Origin of the sequence: Caldithrix abyssi DSM 13497, assembly GCF_001886815.1 — a bacterium.
Lineage (GTDB): Bacteria > Calditrichota > Calditrichia > Calditrichales > Calditrichaceae > Caldithrix > Caldithrix abyssi.
Map to the genome: position 1 here is coordinate 2,452,965 of NZ_CP018099.1, position 20,720 is coordinate 2,473,684.

Consider the following 20,720-nt stretch of genomic DNA (forward strand, 5'->3'; position numbering starts at 1 on the left):
ATGCGCCATAAAATTCTCTATTACACATTTATTTACTTTTTGTTGATGTCCGGCGCAGGCAGGGCGGCTGAGGAAGGACAGTGGATCGGGGTTATTTATGACAACTCTGGTAGTATGGAAAAGGCAGAACGTCATCACATTACCGCTTATGCCTTTAAACTATTTACCGCTTTATTAATGCCAGAAGATACCCTGGCCATTATTACAATGTCTGAGGTAAGCGCTAATCCCAATGCGCGTCCGCGTGTATTCTACACTTCACGAAAACAACAAATATTAAATTACATCGACGGTCTGAACTATCGATCCGCCACGCCTGTGGAAACCATTCGGCAGATGCTGCGCTATTTTCAACTAAAAGATAAAAAACAAAAAAGCCTGATGATTTTGACCGATGGCGTTTTTGAGCCGGAGCCAAATATTAATCTGGCTCAATATCTTTCACCGGAGGAGAATCTGGTTGCAGGATATTTAATACTCAATCCCAATCCAAATTTATTAAGGGAGATTGAACGTCAGAATGTACTGCCGACCTTGCTGGAAATTATCAATGGCTCCAGAAACAAAGGTTGTTTTTTTGTGCATCACCATCGGGAAATTCCAGAAAGATTGGGGGAGCTATTTGCCTTTGCCACCGGAAAAAGCCTTAAAGGACAGGAAGCTTTTGTCCAGGTTGAGGGCAAGCGGTTACGAATTAAAAGTCCTTTTCCCATGCGCAGCGTGCGGCTCATCTATCAAAGTACCTACAGTCGTGTGGTTCAGATTAGCCGTGTAAATTTTCCGAGCAGAAAGGAACTTTATCATCAGGCGCTTCCCGGAGCTAATCTGTCCGCTATTTCAGGAATTCTCTTTTTTAATAATGTCATACCCCCTGATTCCACTATTGAGATCACCTTTAATCATCCGCTTCTTCGGGAAAATCTGTTTCTATTTCTTGATACAACGCTGGACCTACAACTAACGGTGCATAATGCCACATTAGGTCCGGTGGCTCCCATCGATCAAATTTATGCAGTGGGCGCCGGCGACTCTCTCTGGCTGGAAGGCGTATTCAGTTTCCAGAAAAAACCCTATCAATTTTCACCTTCATTATTGAAGCGTTTAAAATTTCAAGCTCAAATACGAGGCGGGGAAAAAATTGATTTTCAAACGACAGACCGTTTGCTCTTTAAAACACCACCATTTGTTTTGCAACCCACTACTTCCGGGGCCGTGGTAATAGATGTGTCGGCCATTTTTCCGGGACATTTTCACTTGCAGCGAAAGCTAATATTTAATACGGCCCCCATTCATTCGCGGATATTGATCAACGGGCAGCTGTGGCATGATTCCCTGTATACATCCATACCTCGTCACAAATTGGATTCCATCCCGCCGCTTAATATCACTGTTGTCACGGAAAAAGGCGATACCGTTACGAGCGACTTTAATATCAAAATCTCAACGCATCCAGAAATTAAACGCCTTATTAACAAAAAAGGAAACTTGATCACGGTTATGTTTGACAATTATTTTTTCCCCTGGAAAGACCCCGATAGAAATGTTTACCTGCAGATCAATGCCGTGCCCAAATCGCGACTCTATACAGCGCATCAAAAGTCCTTACAAATTAAGATTACGCCTGGCTCATTCTGGCAACACTGGAAAACATTTATCCTGACCATTCTATCCATTTTAGTAATAATTAAATGCCTGTATTGTTGGTTATTTGTGCCTCGTTTTCCACCGCGCGCCCGCATTTCTTATCGTAGAAAAAGTAAGGCCGGTTACCAGAATCCGATAACCCGTAAATTGCATCGCCGGTCTTCATATTTGTTCTGTTGGCGAGAACGGCGCAAGTTGGCGGGCATTTCTTTCCTTGCAAATAATAGACGTAGCATTTTGATTGATCGTAAATTTGCTCGTGAGAAAGAAAACATTCAGGTTAATGGCATTACTTTAAAAGAAGCCAGCAAAGATGGAAAAAAACACATCCTGGTCAATACAAACACGGAGATTAAGATTTACCACAGCAATGGAGACACTACAAACATTCAATTCCGTCCCAATGGTAAATTTTCAGCGAGGTAAGACCTTCCAAAAAATTATTTTAGAGAAAGCAGAGAAAAAATGCGTTCCAATTCAAATCTCATTTATTCATCATTATTCTGGAATCGGACGAAAAAGAAAACACCTTCAAAAAAATTAAAACAGGGGCGCTGTTCAACGCGCCCCTGACTTGCATTTTGTTAAATCGAGTAGCTTAAACCGACAGAAAAAACTCTACCGCGTTTGAATTGATTGTAAATGTATTTCTTGCCCTTAAATTCCTGGTATTTTTCAAAAGTCGGATTGAGTAAGTTTTTGCCTGAAACTTTCAACGAAAGCTGATTAAACAGGCGCATTTTGGCGGAAACGTTCAGCAGCCCGGCCGATTTTTCGTAAACATCGGGCGTTCCTCCGTAACTCACTTTGCTCAATCGGTCGCCAAAAATATTGTAATAAACGGTGGTTGATAAACCCATCTGCGGATTGCTGTATGTTACATTAAGGTTGATCAAATAAGGCGACTGCCCCTGGAATGGACGATGATCGTCAGCATCCGGCCTTAGATTATGGATCAACGCCAGCTCTTCCTCTGAAATATTAACCCTGGATTTAATAAAAGAGACGTTAGCGCCAAGGAGTAAATATTTCAGATGTTTGCTGAGGATGCTCATGTTTTTTCTAACTTCTAACTCAACTCCATAAGCCCGGGCAAAATCAACGTTTTTCCAGGTGTTTTCTTCAAACGAATTAAACACGCGTTCAATGGGATCTTTAAAATTTTTGTAAAAGGCGCTTAGCGCAAGAACTTCGCCAGGATTCATAAACCATTCCCAGCGTAAATCAATGTTATCTATCGTACTTCTCTTTAAGTCCGGATTGCCGATATACACATCGCCGCCCATAAAATCAAAGGTGGCAAAAGGACCGATTTCTCTAAAGGTAGGACGCGCCAGAGTTCTGCTGTACGAGGCACGGAGATTCATTCTGGGCATTAATGAAAAAATAAAGTTTACGGAATGTAGCCAATCTTTTGTTTTTATCTCTCCTTTTTTAGCCGTCGAATCATTGGTGACCAGGTTCATATCAGTTACTTCATAACGTACGCCGCCAATAAAACGTAGTTTATCATATAACGGCAGTTCAACCATCACGTAGCTGGCATTAATCTTTTGATTGGCGCTGTAGTTGTTGCCGGGTAGCGTGCTTTCCTGAACTACAATGCCCCAATCGTACGATCTGTATTCCACGCCACGGATAGTCGTAATCAAAGTATCCACAATACCAATGTTCTCGTCGTTTAATAGATCATTGGGATCGCCGTCGTAGTTATATCCCTGATGATCCACCATCTGGAACAAGCGCTCCGAATAATTACGATCTTTTTGCAAATGATAAAAACCGGTTTTAAACGTGCTTTTCAAGCCCGACCATTGCTTGAAAGGTAGTTTATAATCGATAAAAAATTGGTTTTGATCTTCATCCAGATATCGAAAGTAGCGGGAAGGCGGGGTGTTGTCTTTAATACCAAAACTCTGTTTTTTGGTATCATAATAACTATTAAAATAACGTTGGTCCGGCTGATCTTCTATGGTTTTGCCAGCGCTGAATACCCATTCGATGCGACTATTAAAAAATTGGGGAACATAATGCGCGCCTTTTATCTGGCCGTTAATTAAAGTTCGTTCTTTAAAATTCAAAACTCGGGCTTGAAAAATCCTGCTTTCGTCCATATCATAAGGATAGGAGCCTGCCAGCGTGCGGGCAATAATTTCACCGTTTTTGTTGTAGATTCCGTTAAAACTGATCACCTGATTGTCGGTTAGCTTGTAAGAAAAGTTCAATAAGCCACCCCATAAAATATTCTGTTCCGTTTTATTTTCTTTTAAATCAAAAACCGTTGTCATAACATCCTGAGTTCCCTGATTCCAGCGACGAAATACCCCGTCTGAATAGCCAGAATAACTACGATTATAGGTAAAGCTGGCCAGATATCCCAATGGGCGAGAGAATAGTCTTACCTGATTGCCCAGGGAAAAACTAAAAGATCGATTCATTGGCGGAGTGAACGCTGTTGGCCCCAGTTCGCGATTAAAAGAGCGAGTCAAGTCCTCGATTTGTCTGGCCAGAGCGCCTGTTTCATCTTGATTCGCCTCTGCAATGGACGGAATTTTCAGATTTTGATCTTTGAAAACGTCCGGTAAATCCAATGTCCCGTCATTCATCCCCAGCCATCCCATGCGACCAACATTAAAGCCCAGTGCGCTGCTACCGTGGGTGACCTGCGGATTAAAAGCCAGAGAGAACGATGAATAAAACTGAAAGCTGCCCGGGAAATCTTTTGTTTTGATGTTCACGGCGCCGCCGGAAAAATCGCCCGGCTTATCCGGTGTAAAGCTCTTTAAAGTAATGATGTTGTCAACCAGATTCGATGGAATTAAATCAATGGACGCCGTTTTTTTGTAAGGATCAGAGCTTGGCAGGCCGGCGCCATTAAGCCAGGTGCTAATGTAACGGTCGCCAAGCCCGCGAATGAAAATATTGTTGTCATCTCCAACGGAGGCTCCGGTAACCTGTTTTAAGGCCTCTGCGGCGTTGCCGCTGCCAGCCTGACTGATGGCCTCGGAACTGATGGCGTCGCTAATGGCTATCGATTTTTCACGGATTTTTAACAACGATGCTTCTGTGTTTGTAACCGCTTTTGCTTCCACCTCTATCACGTCGGTGGTTAACACTTCCGGTTGTAAAATAACGTTAACCCTGGCTACTGTTTCTGGGGTTACTTTAAGATTATTAATCCTTGTTTCTGCATAACCAATGACAGAAACAATTAAAGTATAATTGCCGGCAGGAACGCGATCAATCAGGAAATTTCCCTCCAGATCGCTTGCCGCGCCAAGCACGGTGTTCTCCAGATAAACATTAGCCCCAACAATCGGATCGCCCGTCTCTTTATCTACAATTTTTCCGATAACTCTACCTGTCGGCTGTGGCCCTGCAAAAGCGGCAGAAAAATTCAACAATAGAAAAAATATCGTGAATTGGCTGATTAACAATTTGAGGATTAGGTTAAACCTCATTTTAAGCACCTCCATTAAAATATATTTCTATGATTTGTCAGCTCAATTTAAACGGATTGCCCCGCCATGCCGTCAGGGCTTGCGTGCGTAAAATTCTTTTTAAAACACGTTTATTTCCGTTTCCCGTTTCCATTCGGTTTGAGCATTAGATCATACATTTTGTCAGATAGGTTTTTGAGCTTTTGTTCTCCCCAACTTAAAGCAGTTTGATTTTTAATCTGCAACCTGCAAATCTTATGCTTCCTCTTAACCTGTAAAACAGAATGTACATTCATCTATTACATTTCGTTTTTCTGACCATCCCCATCTGGCTTTTTGATTTTTTATGTTACAGGCAAAATGTTTGAAATATGTTATGATTAGATAAAAAATATATTTTATTTTTGTTACGCCGCCTTTCAGGATAGAGTGGAGTGAAGCGGGGGAAGGAAAGCCCGGCGGAGATCGGAATTTTCCTTTTTATCTAAATTGAATTAGCTTATACACCAAAGAAAAAGGCCTCGCCCTGATCAGGGAGGCTGAAAAATATAGAAAACTTCATGCCCAAAATCAGTTGCTTTAGCGTGCAAAATTTTTTGTGCAGCCGAAGTAGTATTATTTATGAGTAAGATTTAAAAACAGTAGTACGTCATTTCGATCTCGTCCTGGCGGGAGAGGGATCTTTTAACTACAATAAGAACTATCTTTTTTAAAAAATTTTAATCCGCGCCATCCGGGTGCTATTTTGAACAGGATTCGACGGATTACGCGGACTGACACGGATTTTTTTTATGAATGAACTTTAAAGCAGGACGTATTGTCATTTCCAACGAAGAGAGAGAGCTTTTAACTACAATAATGAACTATCTTTTTTAAAAAAATTTTAATCCGCGTCCATCCGTCCCATCCGCACCATCCGTGTGCTATATTGAACACGGATTCGACGGATTACGCGGATTGACACGGATTTTTTTATGAATGAACTTTAAAGCAGGACGTATTGTCATTTCCAACGAAGAGAGAGAGCTTTTAACTACAATAATGAACTATCTTTTTTAAAAAAAATATTAATCCGCGTTCATCCGCCTCATCCGCGCCGTCCGCGTGCTATTTTGAACACGGATTGGACGGATTACGCGGATTTGCACGGATTTTTTTTATGAATGAACTTTAAAGCAGGACGTATTGTCATTTCCAACGAAGAGAGAGAGCTTTTAACTACAATAATGAACTATCTTTTTTAAAAAAAATTTTAATCCGCGTTCATCCGTCCCATCCGCACCATCCGTGTGCTATTTTAAACACGGATTGGACGGATTACGCGGATTGACACGGATTTTTTTTATGAATGAACTTTAAGCAGGACGTATTGTCATTTTCAACGAAGAGAGAGAGCTTTTAACTACAATATCAACTATCTCTCTTTTAAATGAATTTTAAATCCGCGTCCATCCGTCCCATCCGCACCATCCGTGTGCTATTTTAAACACGAGTTGGACGGATTACGCGGATTGACACGGATTTTTTTTATGAATGAACTTTAAGCAGGACGTATTGTCATTTCCAACGAAGAGAGAGAGCTTTTAACTACAATGATGAACTATCTTTTTTAAAAAAAATTTTAATCCGCGTCCATCCGTCCCATCCGCACCATCCGTGTGCTATTTTAAACACGGATTTTTTTATTTATTTAGAATGATGTCTTTTATTCTGACTGATTTGTCGAGCGGGCGAGTGGAGAAGTGATTGCAGGCTGTTCCGTCCTGATGCGTGTTCAAAAAGAAAACGGCAACGCTCCAGGGCGGAGGCTGCCGTTTTGCGTTTTATTTATATGAGGTGCTTATTTATTTAAAATCATTTTTCTGGTTTCAACTCGATCGTTTAATTGAAGCTGGTAGTAATAAACGCCGCTGGCCAGGTTATTGGCGTTCCATTGAATTTGATAACTTCCGGCGCTCAGTGTTTTATTTACCAGTGTCGTAATTTTTCTACCCAATTGATCATAAACAACCAGTTTAACATTGCCGGCTTTATTCAGGTCAAAATGAATGACGGTTGTGGCATTGAAAGGATTGGGATAGTTTTGTTTCAGAGCAAAATTATCCGGAATGCTAAAGGTGTTGTTGATCACGCGGATCGCCGTCGGATACTGCGCCAGGTTTTGATAAGCCGGGCCGTTAAAAGCCGGACGCGGATCCAGCTGTCCATCCTGCACGCGGCTGATGCCGTTTAGCTGTGGATTAACTTCTTCATTGCCGTTAGCTGCGTTTTGCAGGTAGTTCTGGATGTAATCTTGCTTGCCGATGGAATCGGCCATGGTGTAGCCATTAAAATCAAACCAGATATTGTTCAAGAATTTGAGTTCGCCGTTTAACAAACGATCCTTGCTGTCGTCGGGAGAGTACGCGTCGCTGACATCAATGCCGTAGCCGTTGTAATCCCCAAAAATGGAGTTAGCGTAAATTCCGCCCCAGTTTTCGCGCAACTTAAACATCTCATCGTTATCGGGATTGTTGGCGTTTTTTCCGGAACCCAGATAGGTGGCGTTAAAAATGGTGGCAAAGGCTTTTGGCTCGCTGTTCACCGCCGATTTCGGCGCGCCGTCGTGCTCTGCGCAGCGATTGCCAAATTCCGGATGCTGAATGGCAAACAGGAATTGCAGTTTTCCGCGATAGCCTTCGTCCATGTCAAAGCCGTCGTCTCCGCAAAAAGCGGCAATCAGATGCTTGGCGTTTACCGTTCCGCCAAACCATTCAAAGCCGTCGTCTTTGTTGGCAAACACTTCAACGTATTCGATCACTGTTCCGCGACCAACGCCGCCCATGGTCAAGCCGTTGATCTCATTGCCTTCACCGATTTCCGCGCCGCCGTGACGAATGGAAACGTAGCGAAATACGCCGGAGTTGTCGTCATCGTCGTTACCGCCGTACAGCCCGCGGGGTTCGGTGGTCGGAATACCTTCGATGTTGTATTCGCCGCCAGGACGGTTGATGGTTGCCTTGCCTAAAATGATGACGCCGCCCCACAAACCTTTGGTGTCGTAAGAGATGTCCACAGGATTGTTCACGTCATCAGATTCCGCCGTAAATATGATCGGACGATCGGCCGTACCTTCGGCGTAAATCTTACCGCCGCGTGCAACAATCAAAGCGCTGGCGTTTTCGCCCTGTCCGGGCATGCCTTTAATAACCGTGCCGGCTTCGATGTGCAGCACGGCGCCTTCTTCCACAAACACGCGTCCGTTCAGGTGATACACATTGTCCGCCGTCCAATAAACCACTTCTCCGGGCTGAATATCGTCGTCGTTCACAATAACGTCATTCGTACCAGTGGTCGGTTCGGCCAGAACGCCGTAATGATAAAGCGCCGTCCAGCCCGAAGCCCAGTCGGTCGCTCCAAACGCCCCGCGGTAATCCACTTTTTCGAAAAACTCGTCGTTGGGATACTGCGCCAGGTTTTGATAAGCCGGGCCGTTAAAAGCCGGACGCGGATCCAGCTGTCCATCCTGCACGCGGCTGATGCCGTTTAGCTGTGGATTAACTTCTTCATTGCCGTTAACCGCATTTTGCAGATAGTTCTGGATGTAATCTTGCTTGCCAATGGAATCGGCCATGGTGTATCCATTAAAATCGAACCAGATATTGTTCAAGAATTTGAGTTCGCCGTTTAACAAACGATCCTTGCTGTCATCGGGGGAGTAGGCGTCGCTGACATCAACGCCGTAGCCGTTGTAATCTCCAAAAATGGAGTTAGCGTAAATTCCGCCCCAGTTTTCGCGCAACTTAAACATCTCATCGTTGTCGGGATTGTTGGCGTTTTTCCCGGAACCCAGATAGGTGGCGTTAAAAATGGTGGCAAAGGCTTTTGGCTCGCTGTTCACCGCCGATTTCGGAGCGCCGTCGTGCTCTGCGCAGCGATTGCCAAATTCCGGATGCTGAATGGCAAACAGGAATTGCAGTTTTCCGCGATAGCCCTCATCCATGTCAAAGCCGTCGTCTCCGCAAAAAGCGGCAATCAGATGTTTGGCGTTTACCGTTCCGCCAAACCATTCAAAGCCGTCGTCTTTGTTGGCAAACACTTCAACGTATTCGATCACTGTTCCGCGACCAACGCCGCCCATGGTCAAGCCGTTGATCTCATTGCCTTCGCCGATTTCCGCGCCGCCGTGACGAATGGAAACGTAGCGAAATACGCCGGAGTTGTCGTCATCGTCGTTACCGCCGTAAAGCCCGCGGGGTTCGGTGGTCGGAATACCTTCGATGTTGTATTCGCCGCCAGGACGGTTGATGGTTGCCTTACCTAAAATGATGACGCCGCCCCACAAACCTTTGGTGTCGTAAGAGATGTCCACGGGATTGTTCACGTCATCAGATTCCGCCGTAAATATGATCGGACGATCGGCCGTACCTTCGGCGTAAATCTTACCGCCGCGTGCAACAATCAAAGCGCTGGCGTTTTCGCCCTGTCCGGGCATGCCTTTAATAACCGTGCCGGCTTCGATGTGCAGCACGGCGCCTTCTTCCACAAACACGCGTCCGTTCAGGTGATACACATTGTCCGCCGTCCAATAAACCACGTCTCCGGGCTGAATATCGTCGTCGTTCACAATAACGTCATTCGTACCAGTGGTCGGTTCGGCCAGAACGCCGTAATGATAAAGCGCCGTCCAGCCCGAAGCCCAGTCGGTCGCTCCAAATGCCCCACGGTAATCGACTTTTTCGAAAAACTCGTCGCCGGCATACGTGTTGGTCGAAAACATGAAAGATGCGACCATCATCATTAAAATAAGTGACTTTACAGTAAAACGTATCATTGATATTCCTCCTTTTTATTGGTTTAATGTTTTTGCGCCATTAAAATAGAAGGGCATTGTTAGGAAGATGTTTATGCTGAATTAATTTTGGATTAAAGGTTTTTAGGCGCCGCAAATTCCCTTAATAGAGCCCTCGACGCGCTGCGCTCGCCAGGGATGACGGCGCGAGGCGAGACGTTTTTTGTAAAAGGCCGTATCTCTACCGCCGTTGGTGTAGGGACGAAGGATTTTCATGAACAATTCCGCGCAGGCGAACATTAATGAGTCCACTCTAAAAAGATATTAGATCGAATTACATTTAAAGGGACTATTGTTTTTTTTTAGAATTACATAAAATATATTCCTATCCCTTCGTAAAATTCGTGGCTTTTATACTGAACTCATTACTCTTTGTACAATTAAAATAAGCCTTGCTGAAAAAACTGGCGAAAGAAATCCTAAATCTAAATCATTCTGAACGGAGCGTAAGCTTCAGCCTGGAGAAATCTGGACGGGATGAAGGCCAGCCCAGGAAATCCTTGCCGAGTTGAGTGGTTAAATTATCAAAAAAAATTCTCATGCCTTACAGCGGTAAGTAAGACATTCTGCACTGGTTGCTTGCACTGGCTGCCTGCACTGGATGCTTGCACTGGCTGCCTTAGGGGAGCAGTGGGTGAGGGCCATTGAAACTATTTTTAATTAAAAATATTCTTTGCGCCCTTTGAGATCTCTCTGAGCTTTCTGTGGTTTTTAAATCCCTGCGGAAATGTTTTTGGTTGCGGCTTTTTGCCTTAAAATGAAGTCAAAGCTGTGAAAAAAGATTTACATTTTATTGTTTTGTTTATTAATTTCTTTTCTCAAATAAAAGTAAAAAAAAGGAACGTGATAAATTTAACAAAGAAAATACGTCATTAAAGAAAGGAGCTGCTTATGTTTGATCGCAGTATTTTAGAGAAGTTAGGTATAAAGGAAGAAAATTTTGGCGCTTGCACCGGTCTGGAATGGAGTAAAACCACAGATGCCGGTGTGTTAGAGGTGCATTCACCCATCGACGGCAAGCTGATCGCCCGAGTTTACCAGGCTTCTGCAGAAGATTATGAACGCGTTGTACAAAAAGCGGAGGAAGCCTTTAAATATTGGCGAACCATTCCTGCGCCCAGACGCGGTGAAATCGTTCGTCAGATTGGCCTGCGTTTACGCGAATACAAAGATTTACTGGGCCGCCTGGTCACTTATGAAATGGGCAAATCCATACAGGAAGGCTGGGGCGAAGTGCAGGAAATGATTGACATTTGCGATTTTGCCGTGGGACAATCGCGCATGTTGTATGGCTTTACCATGCATTCCGAGCGCCCAAACCACCGAATGTACGAACAATACCATCCGCTGGGCCCTGTGGCCATTATTACGGCCTTTAATTTTCCGGTTGCAGTATGGGCCTGGAACGCCATGATTGCCACTGTTGCCGGCGACACCAACATCTGGAAACCCGCCTCCAAGGTTCCTTTAACTGCCATTGCCGTTCAGAACATTGTAGGCGAGATTGTTAAGGAAAACGACCTGCCGGAAGGATTGTTTAATCTGGTAATTGGAAAAGGCTCCGTGATAGGCGAGAGAATCCTGGAAGATAAACGCATCCCGCTGGTATCTTTAACCGGATCTACAGCCGTAGGACGTCATGCGGCGACTAAAATATCCGCGCGGTTAGGTAAATATATTCTGGAATTAGGCGGTAACAATGCCATTATCTTAACACCGGACGCCAATCTGGAACTGGCCGTTCCCGCCATCGTATTTGGCGCTGTTGGCACCGCCGGTCAACGTTGTACGACCACACGCCGACTGATTATTCACGAATCCATATACGACCGTGTTAAGGAATCGCTGATTAAAGCTTACAAAAGCGTGCGTATCGGAAATCCTTTGGATGATAAGATTCACATGGGGCCGCTGGTTGATAAAGGCGCTGTGGATACCTATCTCAAAGCCCTGGAGCAGGTTAAAGCCGAAGGCGGAAAGATTATTTACGGCGGCGAAGTTTTAACCGGCCCCGGTTACGAAGCCGGCACCTATGTTTTGCCCACGCTGGTTGAAGCCGAAAATCACTACCAGATCGTTCAGGAAGAAACCTTCGCGCCGATCCTGTATTTGATCAAATATAAGGGCAGCGTGGAAAATGCCATTGAGATTCATAACGATGTGGTGCAGGGATTGTCTTCGTCTATTTTTACCAACAACCTGCAGGAAGCGGAAACATTCCTTTCGGCCTGGGGTTCAGATTGCGGCATTGCCAATGTTAACATCGGTACCTCCGGCGCTGAGATTGGCGGCGCTTTTGGCGGCGAAAAAGAGACCGGCGGCGGAAGAGAATCCGGCTCCGATGCTTGGAAAGCTTACATGCGCAGGCAAACCAATACCATCAATTTCGGAAAAGAACTGCCCCTGGCACAGGGTATTAAATTCGAAATCTAAAAAAAGAAAGAAAGGGCTCCTCGCGAGCCCTTTCTTTTTAAATATAGAAGATTTTATCTTCGCAGTTTATTGCATCGCTATCGCCATGCAATGGACGCTGTATTTTTCAACTCTTTTAAACGCCTAAACCATTTTGTTTTTGATCGTAATCTGACAAAAAATGTTTTTCTCCGCTGTATCTGAATGCGATACGCTTGCGCAACTCATTTTCTTCAGGCGAAAAAAGTCAACCGCTATTTTAAAATTCGTAACCGAACAGAATGAAAAGGTTGTCAGCCGGAATGGTTAACTTTTTGTCGCCATTAAGCCCCAGCCAGTCACCCGATCGCTCATACGTTGGGCTGGCCATGCAATAACGGATGGCCAGGTTCATCTTGAACACAGAAAGACCGGCGCCAAGGCCATACCCAAGGGTCGTGGTGCTGGAATAGGTGTAGGTCGTTTTTGTAAAACCATCGGTGGTGTAAATATCTGGATAATTGGAAAACAAAAGCCCGAAAAGACCGGAGCCGTAAATAAATACATTTTCAGAAAGCGCTTTTCTCAAGCTCAAACCAGTCATTGCCCAGACTGAAAAATGGTCGTCCGCCACCAATCCCATTTCAAAAAGCTGGTCTTGCATGGCGTTGGCATCCGTACTGTTAGAGGAAAAAATTAAACTGGAAACCCAGGTTGCTTTATGAATATTTTTCCTGAGTTCTACCATGGCGCCGATCCCGTTTTGGGCATAACCGCTTTTATCGCCGTTAGTTTCGGCGTACTCTCCCTGAGGCAGGGAAGGACCGATATAGATGCCCACATGAAATTCAGAATCGGGCTTTTGCGCCAGAGTCATGTTAAAAGCTAATAAAATAGTCAGAATAATTAATGCCGCTGTTCTCATGTTGATTTTCCCTCATTTTAATTTCCTTTCCTAATAATTTACTTTAAAATATTTTAGTTTCAAGAATGTTTTAATCAGCGGACGGGAGAGATTGAAACAGAAAATTCTTAATCATCAATTAAGAATTAAAAATTAAATATTGAGGGAGTGCAAGATTTGTCACGAGAAGCGGGAGGTCATGCCTGAAGTTTTCTCCTCCTGTCATTTCGATTCCACCATGGCGAGAGATAAATCTTTTTTTGCTCACGTTCGTTTCTTCCCCGCTCCCTGAGCGTAGTCGAAGGGAGCGCAGTCTAAGAGAACGCTAAATGGGTCATGCCCACCATCGCTCGTTTTGATACGCCCCGCTATCGAAAGTACACGAAGGACGTTAAATCCAGCCCGATGGCTCAGTCATCGAGTCATGGTAATACGCGAAAATGGAATTTGCCTCCGCTCCCTGAGCGTAGTCGAAGGGAGCGAGTTAGGGCTGACTCAGTTCGCCGGCTTTTGTCGTTTCTCTCCCGCCCAGGAAGGAAAGAAATCTTTCAACGCCAATAAATAAAGACAACCGCTCCTTAAAAATTTACTCATCGTTCATCAATCATCCCTTCTCCAGCGGAGGAGAAATGGCTGCTAAAAAAAGAGGGTGTCTCAAAAGCGACATCAAATGTATATTTATAAAATGAGTTCAGTATAAAAACCACGAATTTCACGAATGGACACGAATATATTTTATGTAATTTAAATAAAAACAATAGTACCATTTACATGAAATTCGATAACAATACCTTTTTAGAGGGGACTCATAAAATAATAGGTAAAAGTTTACAATAGCCCTCTCCCCCTTTCCCCCTCTACCGAAAATCGGGAGAGGGGGAATTAAAGGGGGTGAGGGAAAGAAAAACTTTATAAAAATACATTGTCTTTGACTTTTGGGACAGTCCCTTTAAGAGCTTTTTACAGCATAAACAGCATTTCAGAATATTTTGGTAGGGGCCAGAGTTCATCGGGAATGATGGCTTCCAGTTGATCGGCCGGTCTGCGCGTCGCTTCAATCTGATCGACGATGCGATCGGCGAAGAATCTGGCCTGTTTTTCAATATCTTCAATGGTCAGCCCTTCTTTTAACAGAGCTTTCAATTTTTGGCACTCCTGATGCAATTCGGAGATCGTTGCATTGATTTTGTTTAAGGAGTCGATCAGGATTTCCAGCCCCAGGCCATTGGTCACACTGGCCACGGCATGGGTTTCTTTGATGGCTACAGCTAAACGGGTTTGATATTCAACGGCCGCCGGTAAGATTTTCGTTTGAATCATATCGCAGATCGTATCGGCCTCGATGTCTAAGGTTTTTACGTATTGTTCCAGTTTAATATGGTAACGCGCTTCCAGCTCTTCGCGAGAAAATACCTTTTGACGTTCCAGCATGGCCACATTCTTGGGATCGATAAGAGCGGCCAGGGCGTAACCGGTTCGTTTAATATTGGGCAAACCGCGCTTTTCCGCTTCTTCTTCCCATTCCTTGCTGTAGTTGTTGCCTTCAAAGCGGATGCGTTCGGTCTCGATAATAAATTTGCGCAACACAGAAAGAACGGCGGCTTTAAACTCCGTGCCTTTTTCCAGTTCTTTCTGGATGTCTTTGATAATAATATCGATCGAGTCGGCCACGGCGGCGCTTAAGAAGATATTGGGCATGGAAATGGAAGCCGAAGAACCAACCGCTCTGAATTCAAACTTGTTGCCGGTGAAGGCAAATGGAGACGTTCGGTTACGGTCGGTGTTGTCCCTTAAAATAGATGGCAACTGGCTGATCCCGAGGTCGATGATGAATTCTTCGGTGCGTTTGATTTCTTTGCCTGCTTTAATATCATCCAGTATCTCCGTTAATCGCTCGCCCAGAAAGACCGACATAATGGCCGGGGGAGCTTCATTGGCGCCCAGGCGGTGGTCGTTCCCGGCGGAAGCGATGGAGGCACGCAGCAGATCGCCATAATCATTTACCGCCTTTAAAACCGAAACCAGAAATACCAGGAATTGTAAATTTTCTTCCGGCGTTTTCCCCGGATCCAGTAAATTGTTGCCCTGCGAGTCAGATAATGACCAGTTGTTATGCTTGCCGCTACCATTAACGCCTTTAAATGGTTTTTCGTGTAATAATAACGCCAGGCCATGACGCGCAGCCACTCGCTTCAAAACTTCCATGATCAACTGGTTGCGGTCGGCTCCTATATTCATCTCGGCAAAGATGGGCGCAATTTCAAACTGATGCGGAGCTACTTCGTTATGTCTGGTTTTGGCTGGCACGCCCAGGCGATAGAGCTCGTTTTCAGCGTCCTGCATAAAAGCCAACACGCGTTCTTTGATGGAGCCAAAGTAATGATCTTCCAGCTGTTGACCCTTGGGCGGCTCTGCGCCGAGCAAGGTGCGGCCGGCCACGCGTAAATCCGGCCTGAGGTTAAAAAAGCGTTTGTCGATTAAGAAATACTCCTGTTCCGTGCCTACCGTTGGAACCACACGAGTTGCCGTTTTATTGCCAAATAACTTAAGAAGCGCCAGTCCCGATCGATTAATGGCATCCATGGATCGCAAAAGCGGCGTCTTTTTGTCCAGGGCTTCTCCGTTGTAACTGATGAACACCGAAGGAATACACAAAATACCGCCGCCATTGGGCCCTTCGACGATGAATGCCGGGCTGGAAGGGTCCCACATGGTGTAACCGCGGGCTTCAAAAGTGGCGCGCATGCCTCCGCTGGGAAAGGAAGAGGCGTCGGGTTCGCCCTGCACAAGCTGGTCCCCTTTAAAGCGCTCGATGATCTGCCCGTCGCTTTCCACTTCATAAAATGAATCGTGTTTTTCAGCCGTTAAGCCGGTTTGCGGCTGAAACCAGTGTGTAAAATGCGTAACGCCCTTGCTGATTGCCCACTCCTTCATGGCGTGCGCTACGCTGTTGGCAATACTTAAATCCAGCTTCTCGCCGGCTTTAATGGTTTTGATTAATTTTTTGTAAACATCCTTGGGCAGCTTTTCGCGCATCACGCGATCATTAAAGGTGTTTTCACCGAATTGAAACGGTTTTAATTGTTCGTAGGTGCGGGGGGATGGTGTAATTAACTCTAAAGCAATTTGTTCGCGTACAGATGGCATTTTAATCTCCTTTTATGGTTACTCATCCTTAATTATTTTTGTTTTCAATAATTATTGAAATTATATTGGCATAAATCATGCCATTGTATTTTAAGCAAAGATGCTTAAAAGAGAAATCGGGTAGATAATTTGATAAAAATAAGCATGTTAGCAGGTGTTTTTACGCGACATGCAGAGAGAACAGGTTTTGAATAAAAATACAAGATTGTAAGAAAAGGTTTGCAAAATAACAAAAATGTAGTTATTTTGCTGGCAAGATGACTCATTAGAAGGTAGAGTGTCAGAACGCGGGGCGGGAAATGGCCTGCATTAAGTGGGTTTTTAAGAAGGCGATCGAGAACGCTTTTGAATTGCGGTGATATTTTAATTGATGTAGCGTGGAGATCGCTGGTTTTTGTGTGTTGATGGTGGATTGCGTGATAATAAAACTACAAAAATGTAGATAATAATAACAAAAACTACAAAAATGTCGGAATGAAATAATGGATAAATTTAAAAAACAACGCGATACGTTAATTCGTAAACTTTCCATTTTAGAGGACATCAATCAGACGCTCAGTCGATCATTGAATTTGAAAGAGTCGTTTAATGCGGCTTTAAATATTCTCTTTACACGGGCTAAAATCAAAGCTGGCGCCGTCTTTTTGTTGGATGAAAGTGATTCGCTTCTAAGAATGGAAGCTCACATCGGCTATGATTCTCCGCCAGATAAAGTGAAATATCGGCTGGGCGAGGGGTTAACAGGGCGTATCGCTCAGAATAAATCGCCTATCGTAGTCCCTAAAGTCAGCAAAGAACCGCTCTTCTTAAATATGATGAAGGGATGGAATCCCAGAAAAGATCGTGAATTGAGTTTTGTTGGGCTTCCCATCATCAGCGACTACCAGTTGCTGGGCGTTTTAAATGTTTTATTGCGATATAATCCCACGCGTGATCTGGATACCACGCTTAAATTTTACAAGCTGGTGGCCTCGGCGCTGGTGCAGCCCATCCGTCTTTCCAATATTTTGTTAAGAGAGCGCGAAAATCTGCTCAACCAGAAGGTTCGTCTGGACGCTCAGTTGAAAAGTGAATTTAATCTGAACAATATTGTCGGTAACAGCCGCAGTATGCAGGAAGTTTATGAAAAAGTAGCGCAGGTGGCGAGAGCGGACACCACGGTTTTAATACGCGGTGAGAGCGGCACGGGTAAGGAGCTCATTGCCCAGGCCATTCATTACAACTCTTTGCGCTCGCACAAACCCTTTGTTCGCGTCAATTGCGGCGCCATTCCGGAAACATTGATCGAATCGGAATTCTTTGGCCACGAAAAAGGCGCTTTTACCGGCGCTGTGAAACTTAAAAAAGGAAAATTTGAGCTGGCAGACGGTGGTACTATTTTTTTGGATGAGATCGGCGAGTTGAGTCCCATGACCCAGGTTAAGTTGTTGCGCGTTTTACAGGAGCAGGAATTTGAACGTGTGGGCGGTCAGGAGACCATTCGAGTTGATGTGCGTGTGATCGCCGCTACCAATGCCGATCTGGAAAAATTAATCGAAATGGGTAAATTCAGAGAAGACCTCTATTATCGGTTGAATGTTTTTTCGATTTTCCTGCCGCCGTTGCGCGAAAGAAAAACGGACATCCTTTTATTGGCTGATCATTTTTTACTGAAATACAATCGAAAACACGGCAAGGCCATTCGCCGCATTTCAACCCCGGCTATCGATATGTTAATGCGCTATCACTGGCCGGGCAATGTGCGTGAGCTGGAGAACTGCATGGAGCGGGCGGTGCTGGTCTGTGAAGACCAGGTCATCCACGGTTACCATTTGCCGCCGACCCTGCAAACGGCAGAAAGCAGCAATACCACGCCTCGGGTTTCATTGCAGAAAGCTGTGGAAAATTACGAAAAAGATATGATCATCGATGCGCTGAAATCCACGCGGGGCATTGTGGCCAAAGCAGCCAGATTGCTGGACAGCACAGAAAGAATCATCAATTATAAAATTAAAAAGTACGGCATCGAGGTCAAACGCTTTAAAGGATAGGCGCCAGGCAACCTTTTGTTTAATGTCTGACCGGTTCAGAAAAATATTTTTTGTAGTCCAGGCAGCGAAACCGCAACCAAAATCAACCGCAACGTACGCAAAGAAATTTTCTCGCAGATTACGCCAATCATTGCAGAAAGATTAAACAAATTATTGTAAGCATCTACAGAGTAGGTACAAATAGCGAAAAGAATGTTTTAAATTAAAAATAGTTTCAATTGCATCGCCCTATTTCCAAAAATAAAAGTCTGTGAGAGAGAGACGCGGAGTGTGGAAGATTATTTCTAAGGTTGGTAGGAGTTCACCACATTTGCAGAAACAGATTTGAAATAACAGACTAACTATTCAACCATTCAACCATTCAACTAATCAACTAATCAACCAATCCAGCGGCACAAAAATTTCCGCTTCCGCCATGGCAAAATATATCTTTTAAAGGAAATATGCTAAACATACAGCGCAATCATTTTTGTTTTTTTATTGAAATTCTCTTATTTTAAATAAATTATTTTGTCCTCCAATAAAAGGAGCTGATGATGAAAAAGTACACCCTTATCTTTCTGTTCCTTCTTAGCCTAAGCGCAGCCCGCGGTCAGGATTCTTCCAGTGTCAAATTCGGCCTTGGATTTACGCTGGTCGATTTTCGCGATATGGCCAATACCTTTTTTTCCTACCACTATTTTTCGCCCAATTTCTCGATACCGATTGTCATAAAAAACATGGTTAGAATTGAGCCGTCCATCGGTTATTTTAACCGGAACATCGAATTTAAATCCCAGGAAAATGAAAATGATTTTTACAAAGTTTCAGACTCCAATACGCATCTGGGGCTGGGACTTTTTTTTCTGAAGCAGTATGCTCCTCTGCAGGTATATTGGGGCAGCTATTTTTCCTACATTATTTCCACTGAAAAACAAAACGATAAAGACGATCGGGATACGGAAGAAGGAGACGGCTATTCGATTGGACCGGCATTTGGTATGGAGTATTTGTTTAACAAACATTTTAGTCTGGGTGGGGAAATCAGAGCCCAGTATCTTAAACTGGTTCGGGAAGAAGATTCAACGCGCGAAACAGCGGATAAGGATAAAATTACCTATCATAGTTTCGTAACCAGAGCTTTGATTACCTTACGGTTTTATTTTTAAGATTAAAAACGCCGGAGGCACAGAACATTGATTATCTGCAGTCCGAAAAATACAAGATTTAAAATGCGGTGGACTGAATGCACGCCCCAACCATTCAGCCATTCAACCATTCAACTATTCAACCATTCAGCCATTATTCGGAGGTAAACAATGAGAGCCATGGTGCTTAATCAAATAACCGATTTAAAAGAAAATAAAACGCCCCTGCAATTAATGGAGCTGCCTGATCCTGAACCGGCCGATCATGAAGTTTTGCTGAAGATATCGACCTGTGGCGTATGTCATACGGAACTGGATGAGATCGAAGGCCGGACGCCGCCAGCTTATTTTCCCATGGTGCTGGGGCACCAGGTGGTCGGTAAAGTGGTGCAATTGGGGTCGGGAGTAACCCAATTAAAGGTCGGCGATCGTGTGGGCGTACCGTGGATTTATTCTTCCTGCGGGCATTGTGAGTTTTGTCAGCGCGGCGAAGAAAATCTTTGCCCGGAATTTAAGGCCACGGGACGCGATGTGTTTGGCGGTTACGCCGAGCTGATGGTGGTGCACGAGAATTTTGCCCATCCCATTCCGGAAGTCTTTAGCGACGAAGAAGCGGCTCCTTTGCTCTGCGCCGGCGCCATCGGCTATCGCTCCTTGCGGCTGACCAACCTTGAAAACGGTCAGCGGCTGGGCTTAACCGGCTTTGGCGCCTCCGGACACCTGGTGTTAAAAATGGTGCGGCACAAATATCCGGATACCGAGGTGTACGTATTTGCGCGCAGCAAAAACGAACAGAAATTTGCCATGGAGCTGGGCGCCGTGTGGGCCGGCGACACGGAGGCCGAAGCGCCACAAAAACTGCACGCCATTATCGACACAACTCCCGTCTGGAAGCCTATTGTTGAGGCTTTGAAAAATCTTTTGCCGGGCGGACGCCTGGTGATTAACGCCATTCGCAAAGAAGATTACGACAAAGACTATTTGCTTAAACTGGACTACCCCGAACATTTGTGGATGGAAAAGGAGATCAAGAGCGTGGCCAATGTGGCGTTGCGCGATGTGCGTGAGTTTTTAGAGCTGGCGGCCGAAATTCCCATTAAGCCGGAATACCAGACTTATTCTTTAGAAGAAGCCAACAAGGCGTTGATTGAGTTGAAAGAGCGCAAAATTCGCGGGGCAAAAGTGTTGACCATCAAATAAGGACTC

At 44.6% G+C, this 20,720-nt stretch carries 10 protein-coding genes; 5 read left to right on the plus strand and 5 right to left on the minus strand.

Annotated elements, in window-relative coordinates:
- Positions 1–2,070, plus strand: coding sequence for a vWA domain-containing protein (locus Cabys_RS09545; RefSeq protein WP_006930126.1), 2,070 nt, complete (start codon positions 1–3; stop codon positions 2,068–2,070).
- Between the two features lie 158 nt (positions 2,071–2,228).
- Here the strand turns inward: Cabys_RS09545 and Cabys_RS09550 are convergent, their stop codons facing one another.
- The 3 genes from Cabys_RS09550 to Cabys_RS20600 form a co-directional block, all read right to left on the minus strand.
- Entirely contained in the window at positions 2,229–5,105 is a 2,877-nt protein-coding gene (locus Cabys_RS09550) for a TonB-dependent receptor (RefSeq protein ID WP_006930127.1), read from the minus strand.
- 1,819 nt (positions 5,106–6,924) lie between these two features.
- The gene (locus Cabys_RS19795) at positions 6,925–9,897 is read right to left on the minus strand and encodes a T9SS type A sorting domain-containing protein (protein ID WP_150125329.1); all 2,973 of its coding nucleotides are present in this window, start codon (positions 9,895–9,897) and stop codon (positions 6,925–6,927) included.
- Between the two features lie 102 nt (positions 9,898–9,999).
- Positions 10,000–10,131, minus strand: a complete 132-nt coding sequence (locus Cabys_RS20600) for a hypothetical protein (protein ID WP_257786506.1) — start codon at positions 10,129–10,131, stop codon at positions 10,000–10,002.
- 675 nt (positions 10,132–10,806) lie between these two features.
- Between Cabys_RS20600 and amaB the strand changes: the two genes are divergently transcribed.
- The gene (gene amaB / locus Cabys_RS09560) at positions 10,807–12,348 is read left to right on the plus strand and encodes an L-piperidine-6-carboxylate dehydrogenase (protein WP_006930130.1); all 1,542 of its coding nucleotides are present in this window, start codon (positions 10,807–10,809) and stop codon (positions 12,346–12,348) included.
- Positions 12,349–12,586: 238 nt separating this feature from the next.
- On the opposite strand, the gene Cabys_RS09565 is transcribed toward amaB, so the two are convergent.
- Positions 12,587–13,231, minus strand: coding sequence for a hypothetical protein (locus tag Cabys_RS09565; protein ID WP_006930131.1), 645 nt, complete (start codon positions 13,229–13,231; stop codon positions 12,587–12,589).
- 939 nt (positions 13,232–14,170) lie between these two features.
- Positions 14,171–16,357 carry a glutamine synthetase III family protein gene (locus Cabys_RS09570; RefSeq protein ID WP_006930132.1) on the minus strand — a complete coding sequence of 729 codons (2,187 nt, stop codon included), beginning with the start codon at positions 16,355–16,357 and terminating at the stop codon, positions 14,171–14,173.
- A 482-nt stretch (positions 16,358–16,839) separates the two neighbouring features.
- Here Cabys_RS09570 and Cabys_RS09575 point away from each other — a divergent pair, with 482 nt between their 5' ends.
- From Cabys_RS09575 to Cabys_RS09585, 3 genes are all read left to right on the plus strand, one after another.
- Positions 16,840–18,387 (plus strand): sigma-54-dependent Fis family transcriptional regulator, encoded by a 1,548-nt coding sequence (locus Cabys_RS09575; RefSeq protein ID WP_006930133.1) that lies wholly within the window; start codon positions 16,840–16,842, stop codon positions 18,385–18,387.
- A gap of 533 nt (positions 18,388–18,920) precedes the next feature.
- Positions 18,921–19,535: an outer membrane beta-barrel protein gene (locus Cabys_RS09580; RefSeq protein ID WP_081475101.1), complete on the plus strand. Its 615-nt coding sequence runs from the start codon at positions 18,921–18,923 to the stop codon at positions 19,533–19,535.
- A gap of 150 nt (positions 19,536–19,685) precedes the next feature.
- Positions 19,686–20,714: a zinc-dependent alcohol dehydrogenase family protein gene (locus Cabys_RS09585; RefSeq protein ID WP_006930135.1), complete on the plus strand. Its 1,029-nt coding sequence runs from the start codon at positions 19,686–19,688 to the stop codon at positions 20,712–20,714.
- Positions 20,715–20,720: the final 6 nt, after the last annotated feature.

Bases quoted from the DNA above. Each gene is read 5' to 3' on its own strand.
- Cabys_RS09545 (WP_006930126.1), top strand. From the start codon at position 1: ATGCGCCATAAAATTCTCTATTACACATTTATTTACTTTTTGTTGATG.
- Cabys_RS20600 (WP_257786506.1), bottom strand. From the start codon at position 10,131: ATGAAAATCCTTCGTCCCTACACCAACGGCGGTAGAGATACGGCCTTT.
- amaB (WP_006930130.1), top strand. From the start codon at position 10,807: ATGTTTGATCGCAGTATTTTAGAGAAGTTAGGTATAAAGGAAGAAAAT.
- Cabys_RS09585 (WP_006930135.1), top strand. From the start codon at position 19,686: ATGAGAGCCATGGTGCTTAATCAAATAACCGATTTAAAAGAAAATAAA.
- Cabys_RS09575 (WP_006930133.1), top strand. From the start codon at position 16,840: ATGGATAAATTTAAAAAACAACGCGATACGTTAATTCGTAAACTTTCC.
- Cabys_RS09550 (WP_006930127.1), bottom strand. From the start codon at position 5,105: ATGAGGTTTAACCTAATCCTCAAATTGTTAATCAGCCAATTCACGATA.
- Cabys_RS09570 (WP_006930132.1), bottom strand. From the start codon at position 16,357: ATGCCATCTGTACGCGAACAAATTGCTTTAGAGTTAATTACACCATCC.
- Cabys_RS19795 (WP_150125329.1), bottom strand. From the start codon at position 9,897: ATGATACGTTTTACTGTAAAGTCACTTATTTTAATGATGATGGTCGCA.
- Cabys_RS09565 (WP_006930131.1), bottom strand. From the start codon at position 13,231: ATGAGAACAGCGGCATTAATTATTCTGACTATTTTATTAGCTTTTAAC.
- Cabys_RS09580 (WP_081475101.1), top strand. From the start codon at position 18,921: ATGATGAAAAAGTACACCCTTATCTTTCTGTTCCTTCTTAGCCTAAGC.